The sequence below is a fragment of the Pseudomonas sp. DE0010 genome, from assembly GCF_007680745.1.
Lineage (GTDB): Bacteria > Pseudomonadota > Gammaproteobacteria > Pseudomonadales > Pseudomonadaceae > Aquipseudomonas > Aquipseudomonas parafulva_B.
The window spans coordinates 15,458-41,910 of sequence record NZ_VEJQ01000027.1 but is presented as its reverse complement, the minus strand read 5'-3'; the positions used below and the strand labels follow the sequence as shown (position 1 = coordinate 41,910).

The 26,453-nt window shown below is 61.4% G+C and carries 22 protein-coding genes; 10 read left to right on the top strand and 12 right to left on the bottom strand.

The genetic code is table 11. The features are described 5' to 3' along the window. Positions 1-2: 2 nt before the first annotated feature. From proB to rplU, 4 genes are all read right to left on the bottom strand, one after another. Positions 3-1,121 (bottom strand): glutamate 5-kinase, encoded by a 1,119-nt coding sequence (proB, locus tag FS767_RS18435; RefSeq protein WP_058603097.1) that lies wholly within the window; start codon positions 1,119-1,121, stop codon positions 3-5. Between the two features lie 85 nt (positions 1,122-1,206). Continuing rightward, complete coding sequence (cgtA, locus tag FS767_RS18430; protein WP_023533221.1) at positions 1,207-2,433, bottom strand: Obg family GTPase CgtA; 1,227 nt, start codon at positions 2,431-2,433, stop codon at positions 1,207-1,209. A 189-nt stretch (positions 2,434-2,622) separates the two neighbouring features. After that, complete coding sequence (gene rpmA / locus FS767_RS18425) at positions 2,623-2,880, bottom strand: 50S ribosomal protein L27 (RefSeq protein ID WP_023533198.1); 258 nt, start codon at positions 2,878-2,880, stop codon at positions 2,623-2,625. Between the two features lie 38 nt (positions 2,881-2,918). Continuing rightward, the gene (gene rplU / locus FS767_RS18420) at positions 2,919-3,233 is read right to left on the bottom strand and encodes a 50S ribosomal protein L21 (RefSeq protein WP_023533254.1); all 315 of its coding nucleotides are present in this window, start codon (positions 3,231-3,233) and stop codon (positions 2,919-2,921) included. A 245-nt stretch (positions 3,234-3,478) separates the two neighbouring features. On the opposite strand from rplU, the gene FS767_RS18415 reads away from it, so the two are divergent. From FS767_RS18415 to FS767_RS18405, 3 genes are all read left to right on the top strand, one after another. Further along, positions 3,479-4,447, top strand: coding sequence for a polyprenyl synthetase family protein (locus FS767_RS18415; RefSeq protein ID WP_058638612.1), 969 nt, complete (start codon positions 3,479-3,481; stop codon positions 4,445-4,447). A gap of 127 nt (positions 4,448-4,574) precedes the next feature. Continuing rightward, a complete protein-coding gene (locus tag FS767_RS18410; protein ID WP_144967285.1) occupies positions 4,575-4,916 on the top strand; it encodes a zinc ribbon domain-containing protein YjdM in 342 nt (113 codons plus the stop codon). Positions 4,917-4,999: 83 nt separating this feature from the next. Further along, a complete protein-coding gene (locus FS767_RS18405; RefSeq protein ID WP_023533238.1) occupies positions 5,000-5,245 on the top strand; it encodes a hypothetical protein in 246 nt (81 codons plus the stop codon). 46 nt (positions 5,246-5,291) lie between these two features. Here FS767_RS18405 and FS767_RS18400 read toward each other — a convergent pair whose 3' ends face one another. From FS767_RS18400 to FS767_RS18385, 4 genes are all read right to left on the bottom strand, one after another. Next, a complete protein-coding gene (locus tag FS767_RS18400; protein WP_058603099.1) occupies positions 5,292-5,909 on the bottom strand; it encodes an FKBP-type peptidyl-prolyl cis-trans isomerase in 618 nt (205 codons plus the stop codon). 121 nt (positions 5,910-6,030) lie between these two features. Continuing rightward, positions 6,031-6,519, bottom strand: a complete 489-nt coding sequence (locus FS767_RS18395; RefSeq protein ID WP_003247486.1) for a TIGR00645 family protein — start codon at positions 6,517-6,519, stop codon at positions 6,031-6,033. A gap of 92 nt (positions 6,520-6,611) precedes the next feature. After that, positions 6,612-6,950: a hypothetical protein gene (locus FS767_RS18390; protein ID WP_027915475.1), complete on the bottom strand. Its 339-nt coding sequence runs from the start codon at positions 6,948-6,950 to the stop codon at positions 6,612-6,614. Between the two features lie 156 nt (positions 6,951-7,106). Then, a complete protein-coding gene (locus FS767_RS18385) occupies positions 7,107-9,545 on the bottom strand; it encodes a Lon protease family protein (RefSeq protein WP_058603100.1) in 2,439 nt (812 codons plus the stop codon). Positions 9,546-9,798: 253 nt separating this feature from the next. Between FS767_RS18385 and FS767_RS18380 the strand changes: the two genes are divergently transcribed. The 4 genes from FS767_RS18380 (at position 9,799) to FS767_RS18365 (ending at position 13,278) form a co-directional block, all read left to right on the top strand. Then, on the top strand, positions 9,799-10,287 hold the full coding sequence (locus FS767_RS18380) for a DUF3015 domain-containing protein (RefSeq protein WP_023533283.1): 489 nt from the start codon (positions 9,799-9,801) through the stop codon (positions 10,285-10,287). Positions 10,288-10,359: 72 nt separating this feature from the next. Next, positions 10,360-12,213, top strand: a complete 1,854-nt coding sequence (locus tag FS767_RS18375; RefSeq protein WP_144967283.1) for a DUF4105 domain-containing protein — start codon at positions 10,360-10,362, stop codon at positions 12,211-12,213. Between the two features lie 143 nt (positions 12,214-12,356). Further along, positions 12,357-12,707, top strand: a complete 351-nt coding sequence (locus FS767_RS18370; RefSeq protein ID WP_144967281.1) for a hypothetical protein — start codon at positions 12,357-12,359, stop codon at positions 12,705-12,707. A gap of 70 nt (positions 12,708-12,777) precedes the next feature. Beyond that, positions 12,778-13,278, top strand: a complete 501-nt coding sequence (locus FS767_RS18365) for a GreA/GreB family elongation factor (protein WP_144967279.1) — start codon at positions 12,778-12,780, stop codon at positions 13,276-13,278. Positions 13,279-13,346: 68 nt separating this feature from the next. On the opposite strand, the gene gdhA is transcribed toward FS767_RS18365, so the two are convergent. The 3 genes from gdhA to FS767_RS18350 form a co-directional block, all read right to left on the bottom strand. Further along, on the bottom strand, positions 13,347-14,687 hold the full coding sequence (gdhA, locus tag FS767_RS18360; protein ID WP_144967277.1) for an NADP-specific glutamate dehydrogenase: 1,341 nt from the start codon (positions 14,685-14,687) through the stop codon (positions 13,347-13,349). A 298-nt stretch (positions 14,688-14,985) separates the two neighbouring features. Continuing rightward, the gene (gene ettA / locus FS767_RS18355) at positions 14,986-16,653 is read right to left on the bottom strand and encodes an energy-dependent translational throttle protein EttA (RefSeq protein WP_023533201.1); all 1,668 of its coding nucleotides are present in this window, start codon (positions 16,651-16,653) and stop codon (positions 14,986-14,988) included. A gap of 252 nt (positions 16,654-16,905) precedes the next feature. Continuing rightward, complete coding sequence (locus FS767_RS18350) at positions 16,906-17,304, bottom strand: hypothetical protein (RefSeq protein ID WP_144967275.1); 399 nt, start codon at positions 17,302-17,304, stop codon at positions 16,906-16,908. Between the two features lie 199 nt (positions 17,305-17,503). Between FS767_RS18350 and FS767_RS18345 the strand changes: the two genes are divergently transcribed. The 3 genes from FS767_RS18345 to FS767_RS18335 all read left to right on the top strand — a co-directional run bounded on the left by FS767_RS18345 (position 17,504) and on the right by FS767_RS18335 (position 24,319). Beyond that, positions 17,504-21,373: a bifunctional diguanylate cyclase/phosphodiesterase gene (locus FS767_RS18345; protein ID WP_144967273.1), complete on the top strand. Its 3,870-nt coding sequence runs from the start codon at positions 17,504-17,506 to the stop codon at positions 21,371-21,373. 250 nt (positions 21,374-21,623) lie between these two features. Next, complete coding sequence (gene glyA, locus FS767_RS18340) at positions 21,624-22,877, top strand: serine hydroxymethyltransferase (RefSeq protein ID WP_144967271.1); 1,254 nt, start codon at positions 21,624-21,626, stop codon at positions 22,875-22,877. 482 nt (positions 22,878-23,359) lie between these two features. Beyond that, positions 23,360-24,319 (top strand): arsenic resistance protein, encoded by a 960-nt coding sequence (locus FS767_RS18335; protein ID WP_144967269.1) that lies wholly within the window; start codon positions 23,360-23,362, stop codon positions 24,317-24,319. 6 nt (positions 24,320-24,325) lie between these two features. Here FS767_RS18335 and FS767_RS18330 read toward each other — a convergent pair whose 3' ends face one another. Next, positions 24,326-26,299, bottom strand: a complete 1,974-nt coding sequence (locus tag FS767_RS18330; protein ID WP_144967267.1) for a choline BCCT transporter BetT — start codon at positions 26,297-26,299, stop codon at positions 24,326-24,328. Positions 26,300-26,453: the final 154 nt, after the last annotated feature.

Below are 26,453 nucleotides of genomic sequence, written 5' to 3'. Positions count from 1 at the left end.
GTTCATACCAGCACCAGATTGTCACGATGCACCAGCTCAGGCTCGGCGCTATAACCCAGGATAGACTCGATGACGTCGGAGGATTGCCCGATGATCTTCTGCGCCTCCAGGGCACTGTAGTTGGCCAGGCCCCTGGCCACTTCCAACCCATCAGGGCCCACGCACACCACCATCTCGCCACGTCTGAAGCTGCCCTGGATGGCCTTGACGCCCACTGGCAGCAAACTCTTGTTGGCCTGGCGCAGTGCCTGTACCGCACCCTCGTCCAATACCAGCGTGCCGCGGGTCTGCAAATGGCCCGCCAGCCACTGCTTGCGGGCTGCCAACATGCCACGCTCAGGCGACAGCAAGGTGCCCAACCGCTCACCGGCCTTGAGACGATCAAGCACGCGCTCGATGCGCCCGCCAATGATGATGGTGTGGGCACCAGAGCGTGCCGCCAGGCGCGCAGCGCGCAGCTTGGTCTGCATACCGCCGCGCCCCAGTGCACCACCGGTGCTGCCGGCCACGGCGTCCAGCGCCGGATCATCGGCACGGGCCTCGAAGATCAGTTGCGCGTCGGGGTTGTTGCGCGGGTCGGCATCGAACATGCCATCACGATCGGTCAGGATCACCAGCAGGTCGGCTTCCACGAGGTTAGCCACCAATGCCGCCAGGGTATCGTTGTCACCGAAGCGAATTTCGTCGGTCACCACGGTGTCGTTTTCATTGATCACCGGCACCACGCCCAGTTCGACGAGGGTGCGCAAGGTGCTGCGCGCATTGAGGTAGCGCTTGCGGTCGGACAGGTCGTCATGGGTCAACAGGATCTGCGCGGTGTGCTTGCCATGCTCGCCAAAACTCGACTCCCAGGCCTGCACCAGGCGCATCTGACCGATGGACGCTGCTGCCTGCAGCTCGTTCATCGCACTGGGGCGTGACGTCCAGCCCAGCTGGCTCATGCCGGCGGCCACGGCGCCCGAGGAGACCAGCACCAACTCCACGCCCGCTTCACGCAGCGCGACCATCTGCTCGACCCAAACGGCCATGGCGCCGCGATCGAGGCCTTTGCCATCGGCGGTCAGCAGCGCGCTGCCAATCTTCACGACCCAGCGCCTGGCGCCCGTCACCTTGCTTCGCATCGTCTTCCAACCTATGTCGAATCTGTAGATACCGTGGATACAAAAACGCCGCTCAAGCGAGCGGCGTTTAGTGTACTGCAACCGATCAGTCGCGCACGTAAATGATTTCCGGGCCGTCTTCGTCGTCCTCGAAGTCATCGTCCCAGTCATCGTCATCGCCGATGTCGTGCACGCTCTTGACACCGGTACGGCGCAAGGTGCGAGCATCGTCCAGGGCCTGCAACTGGGCCCGCGCCTCGTCCTCGATGCGCTGGTCGAGGTCGGCCAGTTCCTCGGCATAGGCCGGGTCGTTGGCCAGGCGGTCGGCACGGTCTTCGAGGTAGCGCATCAGGTCGTGGCTGAGCTTTTCGGTACCTTGCTTGGAGATGGCCGAGATCACGTACACAGGGCCCTCCCACTGCAGGCGCTCGACCACTTCCTTGACCCGTTCGTCGCGCTCGTCATCCATGACCATGTCGGCCTTGTTCAGCACCAACCAGCGCTCACGCTCAGCCAGTGACGGGCTGAAGCGGGTCAGCTCGTTGACGATCACTTCGGCGGCATCGGCCGGGCTGCTCTCGTCCAGCGGCGCCATGTCCACCAGGTGCAGCAGAACACGGGTACGCGCCAGGTGCTTGAGGAAGCGGATACCCAGGCCAGCACCGTCGGAGGCACCTTCGATCAGCCCAGGAATGTCGGCGATGACGAAGCTTTTCCAGCGGTCGACACTGACCACGCCCAGGTTCGGCACCAGGGTGGTGAACGGGTAATCGGCCACTTTCGGCTTGGCGGCCGATACCGAGCGGATGAAGGTGCTCTTGCCCGCATTCGGCAGGCCCAGCAGGCCCACATCGGCCAGCACTTTCATTTCCATCTTCAGGTCGCGCTGCTCACCCGGCTTGCCAGGGGTGGTCTGGCGCGGTGCACGGTTGGTACTGGATTTGAAACGGGTATTGCCAAGGCCATGCCAGCCGCCCTGGGCGACCATCAGCTTCTGCCCCGGCTTGACCAGGTCACCGATCACTTCCTGCGTGGAGGCATCGATCACAGTAGTGCCCACCGGCACACGCAGGAACAGGTCTTCGCCCTTCTTGCCCGTGCAGTCGGTGCTGCCGCCATTGGCGCCGCGCTGGGCTTCGTGGTGACGGGTGTAGCGATAGTCGACCAGGGTGTTGAGGTTCTCGTCTGCCACCATGAACACCGAGCCACCGTCACCGCCATCGCCGCCGTTGGGGCCACCGTTCTCGATGAACTTCTCGCGGCGGAAGCTCATGCAACCGTTACCGCCGTCACCGGCCTTGACCCGAATGGATACTTCGTCAACAAACTTCATTCAAAAACCGCCTCTCGCCTTCCGACGAGTTGAACACTGATAAACATGAGGCTCTTGCAAAAATGAGCGCGGCGGCCCCGTACGACCGTAGAAACCCACGCCGGCAACCCATACAAACAGCTTTGCAAGAGGCTCACCACAAACGAAAAAGCCCCGTCGCATGACGGGGCTTCTGGAGCGACGTCGCGATTAGGCTGCGACGATGCTCACGTAACGGCGGTTGAACTCGCCTTTCTTCTCGAACTTGATCACGCCTTCGATCTTGGCGAACAGGGTGTGATCTTTACCGATGCCCACGCCGTAGCCTGGGTGGAATTCGGTGCCGCGCTGGCGGACGATGATGTTGCCTGGCTTGATAACCTGGCCGCCATACATCTTCACGCCAAGGCGTTTCGATTCTGAGTCGCGACCGTTACGAGTACTACCACCAGCCTTCTTGTGAGCCATGGTTCAATTCTCCAAATAAATTCAGGGGATCTAGGGGATTAAGCCTGGATGCCGGTGATTTTGATCTCGGTGAACCACTGGCGGTGGCCCATGCGCTTCATGTGGTGCTTACGACGACGGAACTTGATGATGCGAACCTTGTCGTGGCGGCCTTGCGAAACGACTTCGGCCACTACTTTAGCGCCAGCAACAACTGGAGCACCGATGGTGACTTCTTCACCGTTGGCGACCAGCAGAACGCGATCGAAAGTCACGGACTCGCCAGTGGCGACTTCCAGTTTCTCGACCTTGAGGAATTCACCTTCAGCGACTTTGTACTGCTTGCCGCCGGTAACGATTACTGCGTAAGACATGGGTATTTCTCCGATAATCCTGCTCACCCAGCGCTTTATATGATGAGTATTGGCTGGCATGGCTGCACAGGGCTGGAACGGCCCGGCGCAATTGCGTAAGGCAGGTGCTGCCCAGGAAGTTAGGGTGCGCGATTGTACGCAACACAGGTTTTGCTTGCAAGTGCAGCGCCCGACCGACTGGCACCGTGCCTTGACACACCGGGACCCGCAACCTAGCATGCCGCGCAACCTCACTGGAGCAGCCGATGCAACCCCAAACCTTCTACCGTGCGGTGGCTGACGATTTCAGCGCCGTCGACGAGATCATCAAGAAGCAGCTGACCTCGCGCGTGCCGCTGGTATCGAAGATCGGCGACTATATTACGTCGGCCGGCGGCAAGCGCCTGCGTCCATTGCTGGTGTTGCTGTGCGGCAAGGCTCTGGGCCACCGGGGCGACGACCTGCGGCTGCTGGCGGCCACCATCGAGTTCCTGCACACCGCTACCCTGCTGCACGATGACGTGGTCGACATGTCGGGCATGCGCCGCGGCCGCTCCACGGCCAACGCCCTGTGGGGCAACGCCCCAAGCGTGCTGGTCGGTGATTTCCTCTATTCCCGTTCGTTCGAGATGATGGTCGAACTGGGGTCGATGCCGGTCATGCAGATTTTGTCCAGGGCTACCCGGGTCATTGCCGAAGGCGAAGTGCTGCAGCTGTCGCGGGTACGCGATGCCAGCACCACCGAGGAGGTCTACATGGACGTCATCCGCGGCAAGACCGCCATGCTGTTCGAAGCCTCTACCCACAGTGCTGCGGCGCTGGCCCAGGCCTCCGATGCCCAGCGCGAGGCCTTGCGCATGTTCGGTGACCACCTGGGCGTGGCCTTCCAGCTGGTCGACGACCTGCTCGACTATGAAGGCGATGCCGAAGCACTGGGCAAGAACGTGGGCGACGACCTGGCCGAAGGCAAGCCCACCCTGCCCTTGATCTACACCATGCGCGAGGGCACTGCCGAGCAGGCAGCGCTGGTGCGTCAGGCCATTCAGAAAGGCGGCCTCGAAGACCTGGAGCAGATCCGTGCCGCCGTAGAGGCATCGGGTGCACTCAAGTACACCGCAGCCCTGGCGCAGGATTACGTCAAGCGCGCCATCGAGTGCCTGGAAGTACTCCCTGCGAGCGAATACCGGGATGCGTTGGTCGAGCTCAGCCAGTTCGCGGTCGCACGCACCCACTGACGGCACGCCCTTCCCCACACGCGGTTCGTCCCCGAACCGCCACGGACTTTTGTCCGGACATAATCACTTCTGAAACCAGACCTTCTACAATGGCGGCTTTTTCCGCCTGTCTGTTCGAGGAACCGAAGTGAGTACGTTGCCACCCTGCCCCAAATGCAATTCCGAATACACCTACGAGGATGGCACGCAGCTGATCTGCCCTGAATGTGCCCACGAATGGTCGGCCAACGGCGATGCCGAAACTGCCAATGACGATGTGGTGAAAAAAGATTCAGTCGGCAACGTGCTACAAGACGGCGATACCGTGACCGTGATCAAGGACTTGAAGGTCAAGGGCTCGTCCCTGGTGGTCAAGGTTGGCACCAAGGTCAAGAACATCCGCCTGTGCGATGGTGACCATGATATCGACTGCAAGATCGACGGCATTGGCGCGATGAAACTGAAATCGGAATTCGTGCGCAAGGTCTGATTTCACCCAGATCCGCCAATTGGTTCTTGCTATTTTGATAATAAGAATTATTCTCATTGGAAAGTTATCCAAGGAGAGTAGTCATGACTTACCTGATCGATGCCTGGCTGGACCGCCCTCATCCGTATCTGCGCATTCTTCATCGGGAGACCGGTGAAGTGTGCGCGGTGCTCGAAGCAGAGGCGCTGGACGAACTGCGCGACCAGGGCGATCTGGACCTGCGCGGGCTAAATTCGAATGAGCCGGGGGTGCTGAAGGAGCTGGTGCGCAACCTGTTTCTGTTCTGCTATGCACGGGCATTGCGCCCGGTGGGAACAGACTGGAACTGACAGTTCTAGCGAGCCGGGAAAGGGCCGCAACGCGGCCCCAGCGGTATTACAGAACGTCGAGCAGCTCGACGTCGAACACCAGCACGCTGTGCGGCGGGATGCTGCCGACGCCCTGGGCACCGTAGGCCAGTTCGCTTGGCACATACAGGCGCCACTTGCTGCCGGCGCTCATCAATTGCAGGGCTTCGGTCCAACCTGCGATCACGCCACCGACCGGGAATTCGGCTGGCTGACCACGATCGTAGGAGCTGTCGAACACGGTGCCGTCGATCAGGGTGCCGTGGTAGTGCACACGCACCTGGTCTTCGCGCGATGGCTTGGCGCCTTCACCTGTGCTCAGCGCTTCGTACTGCAGGCCCGAATCCAGGGTGACGATGCCGTCGCGCTTGGCGTTGTCGGCCAGGAACTGCTTGCCAGCTGCCGCTGCAGCCTCGGCCTTGGCGGCCGCCTGGGCTTGCATCACTTCACGGATAACCTGGAAGCTGGCCGACAGTTCGGCCTCGCTGACGCGGCTGTCTGCACCGTTGAAGGCGTCGGTCAGGCCGGCCACGATCGCGTCCAGGCTCACACCTGGCGGCGGGTTGTCACGCAGCTGGCCACCCAGCTGACGGCCGATGCCGTAGCTGACGCGGGTTTCGTCGGTAGACAGGTTGATCTCGGACATTGTCATGCTCCACTGCAGGGCGCAGCGTAGCCACGCCCTTGATGAAAAGGGCGAGCAGCCTAGCATATCGAGAGGCACCTCGCTGCACGCGGCAGACCACCGCGTGCAGCTGAAGTTGTGGTTAGTGCTTGGTGAGCTTGTCCAGGTAACCCATGCAGAACGCCGAGACGACGAAGGTCATGTGGATGATGACGTACCACATCAGGTAATCGGTGGAGATGTTCTGGGCATCCATGAACACCCGCAACAGGTGGATGGACGAAATGGCCACGATCGACGCAGCCACCTTCATCTTCAGTGAAGATGAGTCCATCTTGCCGAGCCAGTTGAGCTTTTCCTTGCTCTCGTCGATATCCAGCTGCGAGACGAAGTTCTCATAGCCGGAAATCATCACCATGACCAACAGGCCGCCGACCAGCGACATGTCGATCAGCGACAGGATCACCAGGATCAGGTCGGCTTCGCTCAAGGCGAAGACGTTGGGCAGAACATGGACCACTTCCTGGAAGAATTTCAGCGCAAGGGCCAATAGGCCCAGGGACAGGCCGAAGTAGATGGGGGCGAGCAGCCAGCGGGAGGCATACATCGCATTTTCGAGAATACGTTCCATGGAGGATGGGGACTCGTAGGTGGCTGGAAAAACGACCGCGAGTATAGCCAGCCGCCTCATGCAGCAAAAGCTGGATGACTGCCCCGGCTTGTTCAGGTCTCAGGATGGAACTGATAATCGCCGAGGTTTTTGGTGCGCTCGCCGTTCATGCGCCGCAACTGCGCCTGCAGGTGCAGGCACCAGATGGGCGGGTCTTCGTTGAGCTGATACCCGTGCAGAGTCAGGCTGTCGACGATGGCATTGAGCACGGACTCGGCCACTTGCGGCCCGTGAAACGGCCCCTGGGCCTTTACTGCCGAGGGTTGCTCACCGGCCATGCCGGCGGCGAACAACAATGTCCACATACCAGTATCGCCAGCCAGGGGTCGAATGCTGCATTCGATGCGGGTCACAAGGCCCAGGCACTGACGTGTAAGGCTGAGGTTGCGCATGGCCGCGTCCTCTGAAAGCTCTGTTCAGCCCTGCGAATGGGCTGTCTTCATCCTGAACACTGATAGCGTCCTTGGTTCAGCATAGAAGAGCGCCAGCAAAAGATGGAAAACCGGCGCCGAACGGTAGCCATTGGCCGCCAGCGCCGGTTTATTGACTCAAGCAGGTTTAGCTTGCGCAATTACCTCTTCGAGACGCTCCTTCTCCGCCTTTTCGATGTCTTCCTCGCTGATCATCTCGGCAATCTCGCGCAGCCGTTCGACCACGCGCGCATTGACGCTGCCTTCGGTAAACTGCCCTTTCTCGTCAGGTACACCCGCCTCCTCACCTACCAGCAGGCTCAATGCCTCATCCGCCTGGCTGACCGCATACACGTGGAAAGTGCCGCTCTCAACCGCCTGCAGCACCCGTTCGTCGAGCATGAGCGTGGCCACGTTGGCACGCGGGATGATCACCCCCTGCTCACCGGTCAGGCCACGGGCTTCGCAGAGCCTGAAAAAACCTTCGATCTTCTCGTTCACACCACCAACCGCCTGCACTTCTCCGAACTGGTTGATGGAACCGGTGATCGCAAAGCACTGCTTGAGCGGGGTGCGCGAGAGGGCCGAGATCAACGTGCAGGCCTCACCCAGCGAGGCGCTGTCGCCGTCCACGTAACCGTAGGATTGCTCCAGAGCGATGCTGGCCGAGATCGCCAGCGGGAATTCCTGGGCGTAGCGACTGCCCAGGTAGCCGGTCAGGATCATCACCCCCTTGGAGTGGATGGGCTGGCCCAGGTTGACCTCGCGCTCGATGTCGACGATACCGCTGCCGCCCGGGTACACGGTGGCCGAGATACGCGCGGGCATGCCGAATGCCGAGTCGCCCACCTCCAGCACGGTCAGCCCGTTGCACTTGCCGATGGCCGCGCCCTGGGTGTCGATCAGGATGATGCCGGCCAGCATGTCGTCCAGCACCCGCTGCGAGACCCGCCCGGTGCGCGTCGCCTTGGCCTTGAGTGCACGTTCGATATGGCCAGCATCGGTCATTTCGTCGTTGGCCAGCTGACGGATGAAGTCGGCCTCGCTGACCAGCTGGAACAGATCGCCGATCCGGGCCGAGAGCCGCGCCTGGTTTTCAGCCAGGCGAGCACTGTAGGTGGCCAGCCGGGCTACCGCGTCGCTGGTCAAGGGCGCCATGCCCTCCTCGTTGGTACGGGTGCGCAGCAGTTGGGCGAACTGCTCCAGGTTCTCGTCGACCATGGGCATGTCTTCGTCGAAATCCACCAGCACCCTGAACATCTCCTGGAAGTCCGGGTCGTGGTCCTGCAGCGCGTAATACAGCTGACGCGAGCCGATGATCACCAGCTTCACGTTGAGCGCAATTACCTGCGGGGTGAGGCTGACGGTTGCCACCCGGCCCAGCTCGCCCAGGGGGGATTCCATCTTGAGCTTGCGCGATTGCAACGCGCGTTTGAGCGCATCCCAGACGAAGGGCTCGCCCAGCATCTTCTCGGCTTCCAGGATCAGGAAGCCGCCGTTGGCCCGGTGCAAGGCCCCTGGACGCAACTGCCGGTAGGAGGTGTAGAGCGCGCCCTGGTCGGTGCTGTACTCGATGCGACCGAACAGGTTGTCGTAGGTCGGATGCGGCTCGAACACCACCGGCGCCCCGCCGTCATGATGATGGCCCACGACCAGGCTGGGTGCGTATTGCTCTTCGAGCATCTTGCGCGCCACGGCGTCAGTCTTGCTGTCTTCGACCAGTTGCTCGACCACCGTGCGCAACAGGTTCAGTTGCACCGATTGCAGGTAGGCACATACGGCAGCGTTTTCGGCGTACTTTTCCGACAACGGTGCCAGCAAAGGCTCAAGCGCCAGGGTGATGGTTTCTTCGTTGAGCTGACGCAACTGGTTGTTCGATTCACGCTTCCATTGCGGGAGGCTGGCCAGCTCTTCGTTCAAACGCTCCTCGAGCAGGGCGATGTCTTCGTGAAACTGTTCCCGCACGTGCTCAGGCAACTGGGCAAACTCAGCCTCATCCAGAGCCTTGCCGTCTGCCATCGGCGTGAAGGCCACGTTGCTGGCATCGCGGTACAGGGCCACGTCCTTTTCCAGCGAAGCGCGCTCGATCACATCCAGGGCGCGGTCGTAGCGCTGGTTGAAGGCGCGGTCGATGGCGCCTTTTTTCTGCTGGTACGAGGGGTGCTCGAACACGGCCGGGAACGTCGCCAGCAAGTTGTCGATCAATCCGTTCATGTCGGCGATGAAGTCCCCGGCACTGCCCGATGGCAATTCCAGGGCTCGCGGCTCGCGGGTGTCGTCGAAGTGATTGACGTACAGCCAATCGGATGGGGTCTGCTGACGCTTGCCCTCGGCCTTGAGGTAGCGTTTGACGAACGAGAAGCGGCCGGTACCGGGCTCGCCCATGACGTATACGTTGTAGCCGGGGCGCGGCATGGCCACGCCGAATTGCAGGGCCTCGACAGCACGCTCCTGGCCCAGTACGCCGCGGAACGGCTCCAGATCGTCCGTGTTGGTGAAAGCAAACTGCTCGGGAGAGAAACGCCGGGTGAGGGCTTCAGGCGCAAGACGCAAGCGCGCAGCGACAGGATCGGGCATTGGGTTTCCTTACTTCGGCGGGGCAGATACGCAGCATTCTGGCGCTGCCTGCGCGCGGGTTGCAAGGCTCCTGGGGATTTATGTCGCAGGTGCGACGGTGTCTTGTACAAGCAAATTTTTCGCAATCAGTAACGCAACCTTTAGAACATGCCTAAACTCCAACTTGCGCGGGTGGGTGAAATGCTTTCCCGACCTGGCACCCGAGTTGCCAGAAACCTGACCCTTGGTTTAAGTCAAATAGAGAATAAATGCTATGAAACGGATTCTTCTGGGTACTCTGTTCACCGTCGCTTCGCTCAACGCCATGGCCGACGCGCCAGGCGGCCCGAACTGCGGCTGGGGCAACATGCTGTTCGAAGGCCAGCGCGGCACTCCGGCACACTTCCTGGCTTCCACCACCAACGGCACTTCCGGTAACGCCACTTTCGGCATGACCTCCGGCACCAACGGCTGCTCCACCAAGTCTGCACTGACCTACGGCGGCAAATCGTGGTTTGCCATGAACGGCATGATGAACGAGCTTTCCGAAGACATGGCCATGGGTCAGGGTGAAGCACTGACCACCTACGCCGTGGTACTGGGCGTGGCGCCGGAAGACCGTGCGCACTTCGCATCGGTTACCCACGACCACTTCAACCAGATCTTCAGCAGCGCCGACGTCAATGCTGAAACCGTGCACAGCAACACCCTGGCCGTTCTGAAGAACGACCCACGCCTGGCCAAGTACGCTACCGAAGCCTAAACGCGCGTTTCCCGCCCCGGTTCCGGGGCGGGTCTCTCTTTCTTCGGCATCGTCTGGAAGTAGTTGCCCGATATGCTCAAACGCCTTGCCTCTCTGGCGCTGTTGCTCTGCGCCCCTGTTCATGCTGCGCCGATGCTGGATCAAGGCCGTCTCCAGCAGTTGGCCAGTACCCCCTACTGGATTGCTTTGGGCCATTACGAAACCGGCAAACTCGGTGGCTGGCGCAGCTACGTGGACGATGACGCCTTCTTCCTTGCCCAGGATGGCGCACACCACCCGGACCGTGAGCTGAAGGCGACGGTGCAGGCGCTGTATGCCCCGGCAAGCCTGGGCGACAAGCACGCCCAATGTGTATTCCCGGCCCGTACACGCTGGCTGAAAGAGCAACTTGGCCTACAGGATTTGCCGCAACCCCAGTGCCAGGAATTCAAGACCTGGTACAAGTCGATCGACCCGCACAGCGCCGCGTTGATCTTCCCGGCTGCCTACCTGAACAGCCCCTCTTCGATGTTCGGACACACGCTGCTGCGCATCGACCAGTCCACTACCCGCAGTGACGACACCACGCTGCTCAGCTATGCGATCAACTTCGGCGCGTACATCGAAGGCAGCGACAACAGCATTCTGTATGCCTGGAAAGGGCTGGCCGGTGGCTATCCCGGGCTGTTCGCGCTGATGCCCTACCAGGAGAAACTGTCGGAATACCGCAGCCTGGAAAACCGCGACCTGTGGGAATACCAGCTGGACCTCACGCCAGAAGAAACTGGCCGCATGGTCGAGCACGTCTGGGAACTGAAACAGATTCAGTTCGACTACTTCTTCTTCGACGAGAACTGCTCCTATCGCCTGCTGGAGTTGCTGCAGGTGGCTCGGCCAGGCCTGGACCTGACCTCGCAGTTCCCGTTGACCGCCATACCGACCGACACCGTGAAGGCGGTGAAGCAATCGGGCTTGGTCGCCAGTGAGATCTACCGGCCATCGCGCGAACGCGAACTGCTGGCGCGTGCTGAGCCACTGGACCATGACGAGAAACGCCAGGTGCTGGCTGTAAGCGCCGACACGGCGCAATTGCAAAGCCACGCATTCAAGGCACTGCCCCGCGAGCGGCAGGCCTTGATACAAGACGCCGCCTACCGCCTTGAGCGCTACCGAGCCAACGGCCAGGAACGTGACCCCGGCCAAGCCAAGCGCAGTTTCGAATTGCTACGCGCGATCAACACCAACCCGCCACCGCCGTTGGCCATCGAGCGCCCGGGCTTGCCCGAGGACGGCCATGACTCGCGGACCTGGCAATTGGGTGTGGGCACTCGAGAAGACCGCGCCTATGCCGAGTATGGCCTGCGCATGGCTTACCATGATCTCAACGACAACGCCTACGGCTTCCCACTAGGGGCGCAGATCGAGATCCTGCAACTGAAAGTGCGTCAGTACGAAGGCAATGACTGGCAAGTGCAACGCCTGGACCTGGCGACCATCCGTTCGCTGACACCGCGCAACGAACTGCTCAAGCCTTGGTCGTGGCAAGTGGCCGGCGGTCTTGAGCGAGTACCGGGCAAACATGATGACGAGGTGCTGGTGAGCCACGTCAATGGTGGCGCCGGTGGCACCTGGCAGCTGGGTGATGACCTGCTGGGCTTTGCACTGGGCACGGTCCGTGTAGAACACCACAACGACTTCGCGCAATTCATCGCGCCTGCCGCAGGTTTCAATGGCGGGCTGCTGTGGCGCAATGGGCTTGGCAACATGACGCTGGAGGCCAAGGGTGATTACTTCACCAATGGCGAGGTGCGCCGAAGCGTCAGCCTGAACCAGCAGTGGGAAATCAGCCAGAACCTGGGGCTGCGCCTGAGTGCCGCGCGACAGTTCAGCCACCTGTCCACGGCGCAGAACGAGGTCATGCTGGAAGTGAAGTGGTATCACTATTGATGGGCTGGTTTGTTGCGAAAGTGTTCATGTTTACAGCGCAACTGCGGCCTGTGGTCCGCCTCAATTAGTCTTTGACACGGTTTTGACAGCACGCCCACAACTGGCCTTCTAGACTTTACCTGGACGGCATGAGGGCAAGGTCTATGGGGCGGTTCTGGTTGGGTCTGTGCGTGGCGATGCTGCTGTCGGGGTGCGAAACAGCTCACGAACAGATGCTTGGGCAGGGGTATCCCCCTGCCTACGCCGATGGCTTCGAGGACGGATGCAGCAGCGGCCGTCAGGCCGCGGGTGTACCAGCAGGTGATTTTCGCAAGAACGTGCCGCGCTATCTTCAAGAACGGCAGTACGAGTCTGGCTGGGATGATGGCTTTCGCCAATGCCAGGCCATGCAGGAGCGCGCCGAACAGCAGCGCTACCACGAGCGTTTCTGGGACGACCGGGACCGTCAGTGGCAGCAGGAGAAAGACCGCGGCGCCGCCCGCGCCTGGCGCTGAAGGTGTCGCAGCTGGACATCGCTTGAAACCCCGCCCCTGCCATGATGGTCTTCTGCACAAGGAGGCCCTCATGAGCCGAGCATTCGTCAACGAAGACCAGGCCGCCGCCCAGGCCGACCAACCGGTCGAGCGGCGCGTCAGCGACCAGCCCAATTACGTCACCGCCAACGGCCTGCGCCAGCTGCAACGGCGGCTGACCGAACTCAATACGTTGCGCAGTGAATTGCAGGCCCAAGGCGAGCGTGCCGACAAACAGCGGTTGGCCGAAGTCGAGCGGGATCTGCGGTATTTCGCCACCAGAGTGCAAAGTGCCCAAGTGGTGCCACCAGCCTTGTCCACCGAAAAAGTGCAGATAGGCAGCCGCGTCAGGTTCATCGATGATCAGGACCAGGAACACCTGGTGTGTCTGGTTGGTGAAGATGAGGCTGACGCGGCACGTGGCCTGATCAACTGGGGATCCCCCCTGGGCAGGGCCTTGCTGGGTGCAGCCCCTGGAGATGAAGTGACATGGCGCCGGCCTGTCGGTGAACAGGCCATCGAGATCATCGAGATCGAAGCGGCGGGCCAATAGCCCACCGCAGTCGGCCCGGCGAGGCCAATGCCCCTGTCACCGGCGATGGGCTGCGAAGCCTCACCCAATCAGACGACCCCCTGGGCCAGCATTGCATCAGCCACCTTCACGAAGCCTGCAATGTTGGCCCCTTTCACATAGTTGACCCGACCATCGGCCTGCTCACCAAAGTGAACGCAGGCGTGGTGGATCGACTGCATGATGCCATGCAGCTTGCTGTCCACTTCGCCGGCAGTCCACAGCAAGCGCATGGCGTTCTGCGACATTTCCAGGCCCGACACCGCAACGCCGCCGGCGTTGGATGCCTTGCCGGGCGCATAGAGGATGCCCGCCTCGAGGAAGATGTCCACAGCCGCCAGAGTCGTTGGCATGTTGGCGCCTTCTGCGACGCAGATACAGCCGTTGGCCAACAGCGCCTTGGCATCCTCGATGTCCAGTTCGTTCTGCGTCGCGCATGGCAGCGCGATGTCGCAGGCCAGGCTCCACGGCGTCTGGCCCTTGCGGAACTCCAGGCCGAACTCCCCGGCCAGCTCGCTGATGCGGCCGCGCTTGACGTTCTTGAGGGTCATCACCGCTTCCCACTGCGTGTCGGTGAGGCCCGCTTCGGCGTACAACGTGCCTTCGGAATCGGACAGCGAGATCACCTTGCCCCCCAGGTCCATGACCTTGCGCGCCGCATACTGCGCGACGTTGCCCGAACCCGAGATCGCCACGCGACGACCGTCGATGCGCTGGCCCTGGCGCTTGAGCATCTCCTCGGCAAAATACACACAGCCATAGCCCGTGGCCTCCGGACGAATCAGGCTACCGCCATAGGTCATGCCCTTACCGGTCAGCACGGAGGTGAACTGGTTGGCCAGACGCTTGTACTGACCGAACATGTACCCAATCTCGCGGGCGCCTACCCCGATATCCCCGGCCGGTACATCGCAGTCGGCGCCGATGTGACGGTACAACTCGCTCATGAAGGCCTGGCAGAAGCGCATCACTTCGGCGTCGCTCTTGCCCTTGGGATCGAAGTCAGACCCACCCTTGCCACCGCCCATGGGCAGTGAGGTCAGGGAATTCTTGAAGACCTGTTCGAATGCCAGGAATTTCAGAACACTGAGGTTCACCGAAGGATGGAAGCGCAGGCCGCCCTTGTAAGGGCCAATGGCGCTGTTCATCTGGATACGGTAACCGCGATTGACCTGGACCTTGCCCTGATCGTCCACCCACGACACCCGGAACAGCACTGCACGCTCAGGCTCGACCATACGCTCGAGAATGCCCGCTTGCAGGTAGTGCGGGTTGGCTTCCAGAAAGGGCCACAAGGTGCGCAGCACCTCTTCGACAGCCTGGTGAAACTCCGGTTGGCCAGGGTCCCGCTGTTGCAGGCGTGCAAGGAAATTGTCGACGGATTCGATCATGGTAGACATCTCACCAAGAGGATTGGACTTATTGGTTTTTCCCGAATGTACCAAGAAGCAATTGCCCTGCAACAGGGCGAAATGTCGTTTTATTGAAATAATTTGGTGCGTTTTATGTAAATGTATACAAACCTTCGGGAAAGATGGGGGCGATCGTTCAAACAACACGCGTGAGATACAAGACGATAGAAGGCCTGCCGTAGGCCCTCACGACCTGCCGAGAGGATCGTGCCAAGTTGTGCTGGACGCACGAAAATGGGGCCCCTGAGGGCCCCATTTCTGTGCAGCAAGATCTGGCTTATTGCGCCAGCTTCTTGTGCCGCACACGGTGCGGCTGTGCAGCGGCGTCGCCCAGGCGCTTCTTGCGATCGGCTTCGTACTCAGTGTAGTTGCCTTCGAAGAACACCACGTTCGAGTCGTCCTCGTACGCCAGGATGTGAGTCGCGACGCGGTCCAGGAACCAACGGTCGTGGGAAATCACGATGGCGGCGCCGGGGAAGTCCAACAGTGCCTCTTCCAGGGAACGCAAGGTTTCGACGTCCAGGTCGTTGGACGGTTCGTCGAGCAGCAGGACGTTGCCGCCTTCTTTCAAGGTCAGCGCCAGGTGCAGACGGCCACGTTCACCGCCCGAGAGGTCCTTGACGAACTTCTGCTGGTCGCCACCTTTGAAGTTGAAGCGGCCCACGTAGGTACGCGACGGGATTTCGTAGTTGCCGATACGGATCATGTCCGAGCCGTCGGAAATCTGCTGGAACACGGTCTTGGCACCGTCCAGGTCCTCGCGGCTCTGGTCGACACAAGCCAGTTGCACGGTTTCACCGATCTCGATGCTGCCCGAATCCGGTTGCTCCTTGCCCATGAGCATGCGGAACAGGGTGGATTTACCGGCACCGTTACCCCCGATCACGCCCACGATTGCACCCTTGGGCATGGCGAAGGACAGGTTGTCGATCAGGACGCGGTCGCCATAACCCTTGGTCACGTTCTTGAATTCGATGACCTTGTCGCCCAGGCGCGGACCGGCCGGGATGTAGATCTCGTTGGTTTCGCTGCGCTTCTGGAATTCCTGCGACTGCAGTTCTTCGAAACGCTGCAGACGTGCCTTGGATTTGGACTGGCGAGCCTTGGCGCCTTTGCGCACCCACTCCAGTTCTTCCTTCATGGCCTTTTCATGGGCGCTTTGCTGCTTGGATTCCTGGGCCAGACGGTCGGACTTGGCTTCCAGCCAGCCCGAATAGTTACCTTCATAAGGAATACCAGCGCCGCGGTCGAGTTCCAGGATCCAGCCTGCGACGTTGTCGAGGAAGTAACGGTCGTGGGTAATGGCCACCACAGTACCGGGGAAGTCGTGCAGGAAGCGCTCGAGCCAGGCGACCGAGTCAGCGTCCAGGTGGTTGGTCGGTTCGTCGAGCAGCAGCATGTCGGGGGCCGACAGCAGCAGACGGCACAGGGCGACACGGCGCTTTTCGCCACCGGAGAGGTGCTCGATGCGTGCATCCCAAGCCGGCAGGCGCAGCGCGTCGGCGGCAACGTCCAGCTGGCGCTCCAGGTTGTGCCCGTCGGCGGCCTGCAGGATGGATTCGAGCTTGGCCTGCTCGGCGGCCAGCTTGTCGAAGTCGGCGTCCGGCTCGGCGTAGGCCGCGTAGACCTCGTCAAGGCGCGCCTGGGCGTCCTTGATGACGCTGACGGCTTCCTCGACCACCTCACGGACCGACTTGCTCGGGTCCAGCTGAGGCTCCTGGGGCAGGTAGCCCACGTTGATGTCAGGCATCGGACGGGCTTCGCCGTCGAATTCCTTGTCGACGCCCGCCATGATCCGCAGCAGCGTCGATTTACCCGCGCCGTTGAGGCCCAGCACGCCGATCTTGGCGCCAGGGAAGAACGACAGGGAAATGTTCTTCAGGATTTCCCGCTTCGGCGGCACGACCTTGCTCAGCCGATGCATGGTGTAGACGTATTGAGCCAAAACCAAGCCCTCTAATTCAGATAGGTAAAGACATCGACGATCGCCCCAGCGGGTCGGCCAGGGGTCGGGTGTCGTTGAACAAAGTGGACCATTCTACGCCAACGCGCAGTATTTGATAGGAGCCGCCGAGCGCAAGAACGCGCCGGCATCACGGCGCTGTACACGCCTGGATCTGCCTGCGGTGCAGGCATGGAACGGTCGTCCGGTAGCAGCGACCAGGCCCTGTGGCCGCGCCTGGCGAGCAGCCCTTGCTCAGACGTGACGCTGGCGCACCTTGCCCCGTGGCAGTCGGCAACGGTCGCCTTGCTCGGCCAGGCGCGCCGCCCAGGCGGACTTGACGCAAAACCCGCCCGAGCGCGCAGGCTGCGCAGCGGCGACACGGTTATCAGAGGTGCCGGACGTGACCGATGCCGCCGTCGGCGCAGGTGGGGCGGCGCAAACGACTGCAGCTGGGGCAGGTGCCTTGGCAGACTTGCGCAGCTCGGCCAGCGACGGCGCCTTGCTTTTGGTAGAAGTGGCCGCCTCGGGCTTGGCCAGTGAGCGCTGGCACGATTTGCAGGACACGTCCTCGGTCACGGCAGAGCTGACAAGGGTCTGACTGCTGCGCCCACAGGCGGAATCGAGGCCATTGATGGAAAAATGAGTAACCAAAACCGAACATCTCCCAGGCATTGTCATGTAAAGCGGGCGGCATTCTCGCACAGCAGGCATGCGCTTGCCGAATACGGGCGGTCGGAAGCATGAATGGCACTGGCACTTTGCCATAATGCGAGGCATGCTAGCCGGTTTCGAGTGGTCGGCTTATAGTGCGCCACCGCGCATCGGTTACCTCATAAAAAAAGCATACGCCATGCCCGACCCCTCCCTGCCATCGCCAGGCCCATCGCAGGATCGACGCTTGATCACACTCACTCCACCGCCGTCATCGCGTAGCGTGTCCAAGGCGCCCGCTGCCAGCCTGCGCGGGTCGATCAAGGGTGCGCTGGCATTGCTCGCCTTGATTCTGCTCGGGCTGCTGCTATGGCAGCTATTCGCGCAGTTCAGCCTGACCCAGGCCGAACTGCGCAACAAGCGCCTGGAAGACACGACCGAGCTGGCGGACCACCTGGGTCTGAACATGGCACTCAAGGCGCAGCAGGCGATCAACCTGCTCCAGCCCTACCCAACCGTGGCGGCATCGGCAGCTGGGCCCCTGGTGATCACGCTGCGCGAGCGAGTGCCTGCGCTGCGCAGCGTGGTCTGGCTAGACGATGCCGGGCAGATCGTTGCCGACAGTGCACCTGCCAGCGACGACCACGCAGTCATCGGTGAGGTGCTGAGGCTCAACCAGGAGCGGCCCTATTTCTTTACCAATGCGCCCAGCAACGCCAGCGTGTACCTGCTGCTGAGCCAATCACCAGGCCAAGGCCATTGGCTACTGCGCTTGTCGCCTGATTATTACCGCGCGCTTACCGGCCATCTGCACGAAGCTGACCATCTGCTATGGCTGCTGGAAAACAGCCGTACAGGCGAGGTGCTGCAACGCGACCTGGCCTCCGAGCGCCCCGACGCGCCCTTGCAGAGCGTCATGCTGGCGTTCATCGACAACAGTGCCTGGCAACTGCGCGGCCTGTTCGACGCTGACCGGGCGCGCAATGACCTGCTGCCTGCCTTGATAGGCAAATGCCTGCTGGTGCTGTTCTGCGCCCTGCTCCCAGTACTGGCGCTGGTCAACATGCGCCGCCGGCAGCGGGCCTTGCAGGAAGACCGCAGGCGTTATCAGGAGATCTTCGAAGGCACAGGTGTGGCCCTGTGCGTGCTGGACCTGTCCAGTTTGCCCGGCCAACTGGACCGCTATCACGTGCGCAACCGCGCCGCGCTCAAGCACAGCCTGATGCTGGACCCTCACCTGCGCCGCTCGCTCCTGGCGCAATTGAAGATCACCGAAATCAACCAGGTAGCGCGCCAGCTGCTCCAAATCGAAGACCACCAGCAAGCCTGGCAGCGCCTGATCGACGACAGCGGTGACGGCCAGGACAGCGTTGGCATGCAGCTGCTCGAAGCCTTGATCGACCAACGCCCGTCCCTGGAGCTCGAGGTGCGCCTGCCTGCTGCGCATGGCGACGCACTGCACTTGTGGCTCACAGCGCGCCTGCCGCAATTGCGCCGCAACTACCAGGCCGTGATCCTCAGCATCAGCGACATCACCAGCCGCAAGAAGGTAGAGCTGTCGTTGCTCGAGCGCGAGCGGTTCTGGTCGGACGTGGTGCGTACCGTACCGGATCAGCTCTACGTCCAGGATATCCACAGCCAGCGGATGATCTTCAGCAACCGCCACCTGGGCCAGACACTGGGGTATGACCGCACGGAACTGGCCCGCATGGGCGACCGCTTCTGGGAGCTGCTGCTGCACCCCGAAGACGCCGCGCATTACCAGGACCTGCGCCAACAGCAGCTCGACAACGGCCACGACTTGCCGCTGCACTGCCAGCTTCGTTTCCGGCACCATGATGGCAACTGGCGCTGCTACGACATACGTGAGCAAGTGCTGGCGCGTGACGCCGACGGCCGGGTGACGCGCATCATCGGTGTAGGCAAGGACGTGACCGTACAGATCGAGGCGAGCGAGTCGCTGCGCGACAGCGAACAGCGCTATCGGATGCTGGCCGAAAGCATCAGTGACGTGATCTTCTCCACCGACAGCCAGCTCAAGCTCGACTACGTAAGCCCCTCGGTGCAAAGCGTGCTGGGCTATCACGCCGACTGGATCTTCGCCAACGGTTGGCATTCGATCATCGCCAACCCCGCCCAGCTCACGGGCATCTACGGGTTGATGGAGCGGGTAAGCAAGGCGATGGACGACCCGGCTCAACTGGCCGAACTGCGTGGCCAGCTGCCGACCCAGCTGTTCCTGTTCGACTGCCTGCGCGCCGACGGCCGCAAGATCCCCATCGAGTTGCGCCTGGTACTGGTCTGGGATGACGACCAGCGTTTCGAGGGTGTACTGGGAGTAGGTCGCGATATCAGCCAGCAGCGCCGTGCAGAGAAAGACTTGCGCATGGCCGCGACGGTTTTCGAGCACTCGACCTCGGCCATACTGATCACCGACCCTGCCGGCTACATCGTGCAGGCCAACGAGGCATTCAGCCGGGTCAGCGGCTACGCGGTCAGCGAGGTGCTGGACCAATTGCCGAGCATGCTGGTCATGAACGACCAGCAGCAGGCGCACCTGCGCTACATCCTCAAGCAGCTCAACCAGCGTGGCAGCTGGGAGGGCGAGGTGTGGCTCAAGCGCCGCGATGGCGATCACTACCCGGCCTGGGTAGGCATCACTGCCGTGCTGGACGATGAAGGCGACCTGGCCAGCTACGTGTGCTTCTTTACCGACATCAGCGAGCGCAAGGCCAGCGAACAGCGCATTCACCGCCTGGCCTACTACGACGCCCTCACGCACCTGCCCAACCGTACGTTGTTCCAGGACCGGCTCTACAACGCCCTGCAGCAGGCCGAGCGGCAGAAGGCCTGGGTGGTGTTGATGTTCCTGGACCTGGACCGTTTCAAGCCTATCAACGACTCCCTTGGCCATGCCGCGGGCGATCGCATGCTCAAGGACATGGCGCTGCGCTTGCTGGCTTGCGTAGACGAGGACGATACGGTCGCGCGCATGGGCGGCGATGAATTCACGCTGCTGCTACAGCCCCGGCCTACCCGCGAGCTGGCGTTGAACCGCGCCATTCACGTGGCCGAAAACATCCTCGGCAGCCTGGTCAAGCCGTTCGTGCTGGAGAACCGCGAGTTCTTCGTCACGGCCAGCATCGGCATCGCACTCAGCCCGCAGGATGGCGGCGAGTTGAGCCAATTGATGAAGAACGCCGACACCGCCATGTATCACGCCAAAGAGCGCGGCAAAAACAACTTCCAGTTCTACCAGGCCGAGATGAACGCCAGCGCCCTGGAGCGTCTGGAACTGGAAAGTGACCTGCGCCATGCCATGGAGCAGAACGAATTCATTCTGTATTACCAGCCGCAATTTAGCGGCGACGGCAAGCGCCTGACCGGTGCCGAGGCACTGCTGCGCTGGCGGCACCCCACCCGCGGCCTGGTGCCACCGGGCGACTTCATTCCCGTGATCGAAGAACTGGGCCTGGTGGTGGACGTCGGTGATTGGGTGCTGCGCGAAGCCAGCCGTCAGCTGAAGGCCTGGCACAAGGCCAAGGTGCGTGTGCCGAAAGTGTCGGTCAACATCTCCGCGCGCCAGTTTTCCGATGGTCAGCTGGGTACGCGGATCGCCAACATTCTGGAAGAAAGCGGCCTGCCACCGGCGTGTCTTGAGCTTGAGCTGACCGAAAGCATCCTGATGCGCGAAGTGAACGAAGCGCTGCAGATTCTGGCCAGCCTCAAGAACCTGGGCCTGAGCATTGCGGTGGACGATTTCGGGACCGGTTATTCTTCGCTCAACTACCTCAAGCAGTTCCCGATCGATGTGTTGAAGATCGACCGTACCTTCGTCGACGGCTTGCCCGAAGGTGAGCAGGATGCGCAGATCGCCAGGGCTATCATCGCCATGGCCCACAGCTTGAACCTGGCGGTCATCGCCGAAGGCGTCGAAACCCATGAGCAACTTGAGTTCCTGCGTGAGCACGGCTGCGACGAAGTACAGGGCTACCTGTTCGGACGACCGATGCCGGCGCATCAGTTCGAGGCGCAGTTCGCCAATGAGACGTTGTTCATGTTCAATTGAGCCGCCCTTGACCCTGTCTTCGCACTGCCGCTCAAACGGCAGCGGGCCTGCTCACCCCTGGTCCTGCGGCATGCGCAGGCAGCGTCAAAACCGGACCTGAAAGTCAACTCGAATGCCCGCCGAGCCCAGCAACGGCGCGGGATGCAACATGAGCCCCACTGGTCCGCGACTTGATGCCACTTCATATGCCAGCGGCGGATCAATGGGGTAGAATGCCCACCCACTTCACCCCCGATCCTTGAGGACCGCCATGTTCAGCCGTGATTTGACCATTGCCAAGTACGACGCCGAGCTCTTCGAAGCCATGCAGCAAGAAGCCCTGCGCCAGGAAGAGCATATCGAGCTGATCGCCTCGGAAAACTACACCAGCCCGGCCGTCATGGAAGCCCAGGGTTCGGTACTGACCAACAAGTACGCCGAAGGCTATCCAGGCAAGCGCTACTATGGTGGCTGCGAATACGTCGACGTGGTCGAGCAACTGGCCATCGACCGCGCCAAGCAACTGTTCGGTGCCGACTACGCCAACGTCCAGCCGCACGCCGGCTCCCAGGCCAACGCCGCTGTCTACCTGGCCCTGCTGTCGGCTGGTGACACCATCCTGGGCATGAGCCTGGCCCATGGTGGTCACCTGACCCACGGTGCTTCGGTCAGCTCGTCGGGCAAGCTGTACAACGCCGTTCAGTACGGCATCGACGGCAATGGCCTGATCGACTACGACGAAGTCGAGCGCCTGGCAGTCGAGCACAAGCCGAAAATGATCGTTGCCGGTTTCTCGGCGTACTCCCAGGTACTGGACTTCGCCCGCTTCCGCGCCATCGCCGACAAGGTCGGTGCCTACCTGTTCGTCGACATGGCGCACGTGGCGGGCCTGGTAGCCGCTGGCGTCTACCCTAACCCGGTTCCCTTCGCCGACGTCGTCACCACCACCACGCACAAGACCCTGCGCGGCCCGCGCGGCGGCCTGATCCTGGCGCGCAAGAACGAAGAGATCGAGAAGAAGCTCAATTCTGCGGTCTTCCCAGGCGCCCAGGGTGGCCCGCTGGAGCACGTGATTGCAGCCAAGGCCATCTGCTTCAAGGAAGCTTTGCAGCCAGAGTTCAAGGCCTATCAGCAGCAAGTGGTGAAAAACGCCCAGGCCATGGCCAGCGTCTTCATCGAGCGTGGCTTCGATGTGGTATCCGGTGGTACCGAAAACCACCTGTTCCTGCTGTCTCTGATCAAGCAGGACATCTCGGGCAAGGACGCTGACGCGGCCTTGGGCAAGGCGTTCATCACCGTCAACAAGAACTCGGTCCCGAACGACCCACGCTCCCCGTTCGTCACCTCGGGCCTGCGTTTCGGCACCCCGGCCGTGACCACTCGCGGTTTCAAGGAAGCAGAGTGCCGCGAGCTGGCTGGCTGGATCTGCGACATCCTCGCCGACCTGAACAACCAAGCGGTGATCGACGCCGTGCGCGAGAAGGTCAAAGCCATCTGCAAAAAGCTGCCGGTGTACGGCAACTGATCGCTGATCGCTAACTGGAAAGCCCGGCCAGGTGCCGTAATGCTTTTCACTTAAGATCGTTGGGGCCGCTGTGCGGCCCATCGCGGCGCAAGGCCGCTCCTACACTGACCGTGTGACCACTGAGCTGATCGGTTAGCGGGTACTTGTAGGAGCGGCCTCGTGCCGCGATGGGCCGCGCAGCGGCCCCAACAATTTCAAGTAAAAGCATTACAGCTAGGTGCCGGGCTTTTTTGTATCCTGCGTTTGGACCCATTCCGGTTAGTCCCCTAGCGCACATCGGCATAGCCTCTGGGTTCGTCCCTGAACGTCGGCGATGAATCACAAAGCGCACTCTTTGTCTGTACGCTTACTGGTGCATGGGCCGGGAACAATTGCAACGTAGCGTTCAGACCACTGCTCGACCCTGACTGCGATGCTAACAAGGCAGTAGACGAATGCCGCATCGCACTGCAGCGCTGCGCCTTTTCCAAACAGGTACGTTCTTGACCAGAGACCAACTCGAAACCCGGCAGACACCCCTTTATTTCGCCACCGTGCTGGCAGCCATCGCCTTCGGCCTTGTAGCCGATGCAGGTGCTGCCCCTGATCTGGAAGCACTGATCACGCCAGCCATTGCCGTGCTGATGTACGCCATGTTCCTGCAGATACCCTTTCTGCACTTGCGCGCGAGCCTGGCCAATCGGCGCTTCATGACTGCCTTGCTCCTGGCCAACTTCGTGCTGGTGCCCGTCCTGGCGTGGGCGTTGACCCGTGGGCTGACAGGCCACCCGGCCTTGCTGATCGGCGCCTTGCTGGTCCTGCTGGCGCCCTGCATCGACTACGTGGTGGTGTTCACGCACATGGGCAAGGGCGATGCACGGCTCATGCTGGCCGCCACACCCGTGCTGTTGCTGCTGCAGCTGGTGCTGCTGCCGCTTTACCTGGCGCTCATGTTTGAAGACGGCGAGCACATAAGCCTGGCGCTCGGGCCTTTTGTGCAGGCGTTCGTGCTGATGATCGTCGTGCCGTTGGCCTTGGCGGTGCTTACCAGTGCGCACGTGGCCAAATCAAAGCGGGTCAGTCGCTGGAAAGACGCCTGGGCCTGGATGCCCGTGCCAGCGATGGCACTCGTGTTGTTCGTGGTGATCGCTTCGCAGATCGGCATCGTGTTGCAGGCGCTGGATCAACTGCTGCCCGTGGTGCCGGTATACCTGGGCTTTGCGCTTTTGGCACCGGTGATTGGCTGGGCGACGGCACGACTGATGGGCTTGCCTGTACAACAAAAGCGCGCCGTGATGTTCAGTGCTTCGACGCGCAATTCGTTGGTGGTGTTGCCGTTGGCGCTGGCCTTGCCAGAGCAGATACGAACGCTGGCAGCAGCGGCGGTGATCACGCAGACAATGATCGAGCTGATCTGCGAGCTGGTGTACGTGCGGGCGATTCCAGTGGTCGCCCGCACGTAGGCGGGCTCAGCTGACCACGTGCAGGTAGTGCAGGTGGCGCTCGTACTGGTCGAGGATGTCGCCGATCACGTCTTCACGGCTCCAGCCCATGACGTCGTAGTCCTGCCCGCCCTGGCGCAGGTACACCTCCGCACGGAAATACTTGCGTGAGTCATTGCTGTCGTCGGTTTCGCGCAACACGAAGCTTGGGGTATTGAACGCTCGCGGGCGCACCTCGTACCGGAAACGGCCTTCGCCGGCGTGGGACAGTTCCAATGCAACGCGGCCATCTTCACGTTCATCGACAGTGACGTCATAGCCCTGCTTGCGCAGCTCCTGGGCGACCTCCTCGCACGCTGGCTTGACCACCTCACCAATGAACCGGGTGACGTGAGCGCGACGCGGCATCATGGCGATGTTGCGCAGGCGGCGCTGCCAGCCGCCGTGGTTCTGCCGGTGCTGACGCTGGCCAGGTAGCGCCTGTGTGCGTAGGCCGCGGCGTGTGGCGTCCATCCCTAGTGCCTTGAACAGCCCCCACATGGCCACCAGCAGGATGATCGCAAAGGGTAAGGCACTGGCGATGGTGGCAGCCTGCAACGCCTTCAGCCCATTGGCCAACAGCAGGGCAATGGCCACCGCGCCGGTCGTGATCGACCAGAACACGCGTTGCCACAGCGGCGATTGCCCCTTGCCGGTCGAGGCCAGCATGTCGACGACCAACGCACCCGAGTCGGCGGAGGTGACGAAGAACACCACCACCATCAGCACGGCCACCATGGAAATGGCCGTTGACCAAGGGAATTGTTCAAGGAACGCAAACAGAGCCAATGAACTGTCCTTGTCCACCACCGCCGCAAGTTCCTTGACACCCCCATGCAGGATCATGTGGATGGCCGAGTCGCCGAATACCGTCATCCACAGCAGGGTGAAGCCGGCAGGCACGAACAGCACGCCGCAGACGAACTCACGAATGGTCCGGCCACGCGAGATGCGTGCAATGAACAACCCGACAAAGGGCGACCAGGAAAGCCACCAGCCCCAGTAGAGCAGCGTCCAGCCACCGATCCAGTCGGTGGGTTCGTAGGCGAAGAGGTTGAAGGTCTTGTTGACGATGTCAGACAGGTACGCGCCGGTGTTCTGCACATACGCTTGCAGCAGAAACACCGTCGGCCCTACGGCGAGCACGAACAGCATCAGTATGGCGGCCAGCCCAAGGTTGACCTCGGACAGAATACGAACGCCCTTATCGAGCCCGCTGGCTACCGAAAGCGTGGCCAGGGTACAGGTCACGGCAATGAGGATAACCTGGACAGTCGTGTTGATAGGCAGGTCGAACAACTGGTTCAGGCCGCTGTTGATCTGCAGCACGCCGTAGCCCAGCGATGTCGCGACACCGAAGACCGTACCCAGGATGGCGAAGATATCTACGGCGTGGCCGATGGGTCCGTAGATGCGCTCACCGATCAGGGGATACAGCGCTGATCGCAGCGTCAGCGGCAGGCCGTTGCGGAAACTGAAGTAGGCCAGGATCAACGCCACCATGGCGTAGATGGCCCATGCATGCAGCCCCCAATGGAAGAACGTGATGTTCATGGCTTCACGGGCGGCGGCAACGGTGTTGGGGTCGCCCACAGGGGGGTTGATGAAGTGCATGACCGGCTCGGCCACGCCGAAGAACATCAGGCCGATGCCCATGCCGGCAGAGAAGAGCATGGCGAACCAGCTCTTGTTGGGATAATCCGGCTCGCTATGGTCAGGCCCGAGCTTGATATCGCCATACCGGCTGATGGCGAGGAAGACCACGCTGATCAATATCAAGGCGACAGAGAGAATGTAGAACCAGCTCGCATTGGTAATTATCCATTGCTGAACCGCTTCGAACACGCCTTGGGCATGCTCCTGAAACAGGGTGGCGTATAGCACCAATAAAAGAATCAATACGGCACTGGTGAAAAAGACAGGTGGGTTGATGGTGCTCCTGCGTTGTTGTTCTTCGGGCATAGGCATTGCTCCTTCTGACGTTCAGCGTAGCGCTCCATGGTTGGGCAGTCAGAACAGGACTGCCCGTGGCGCATGATGAATGGAAGATGCTCAAACCTTACCGTCAGTTCCAGCATTTCCCAAACTTAAACGCTTCGCTTGCCTTGTCGATGCC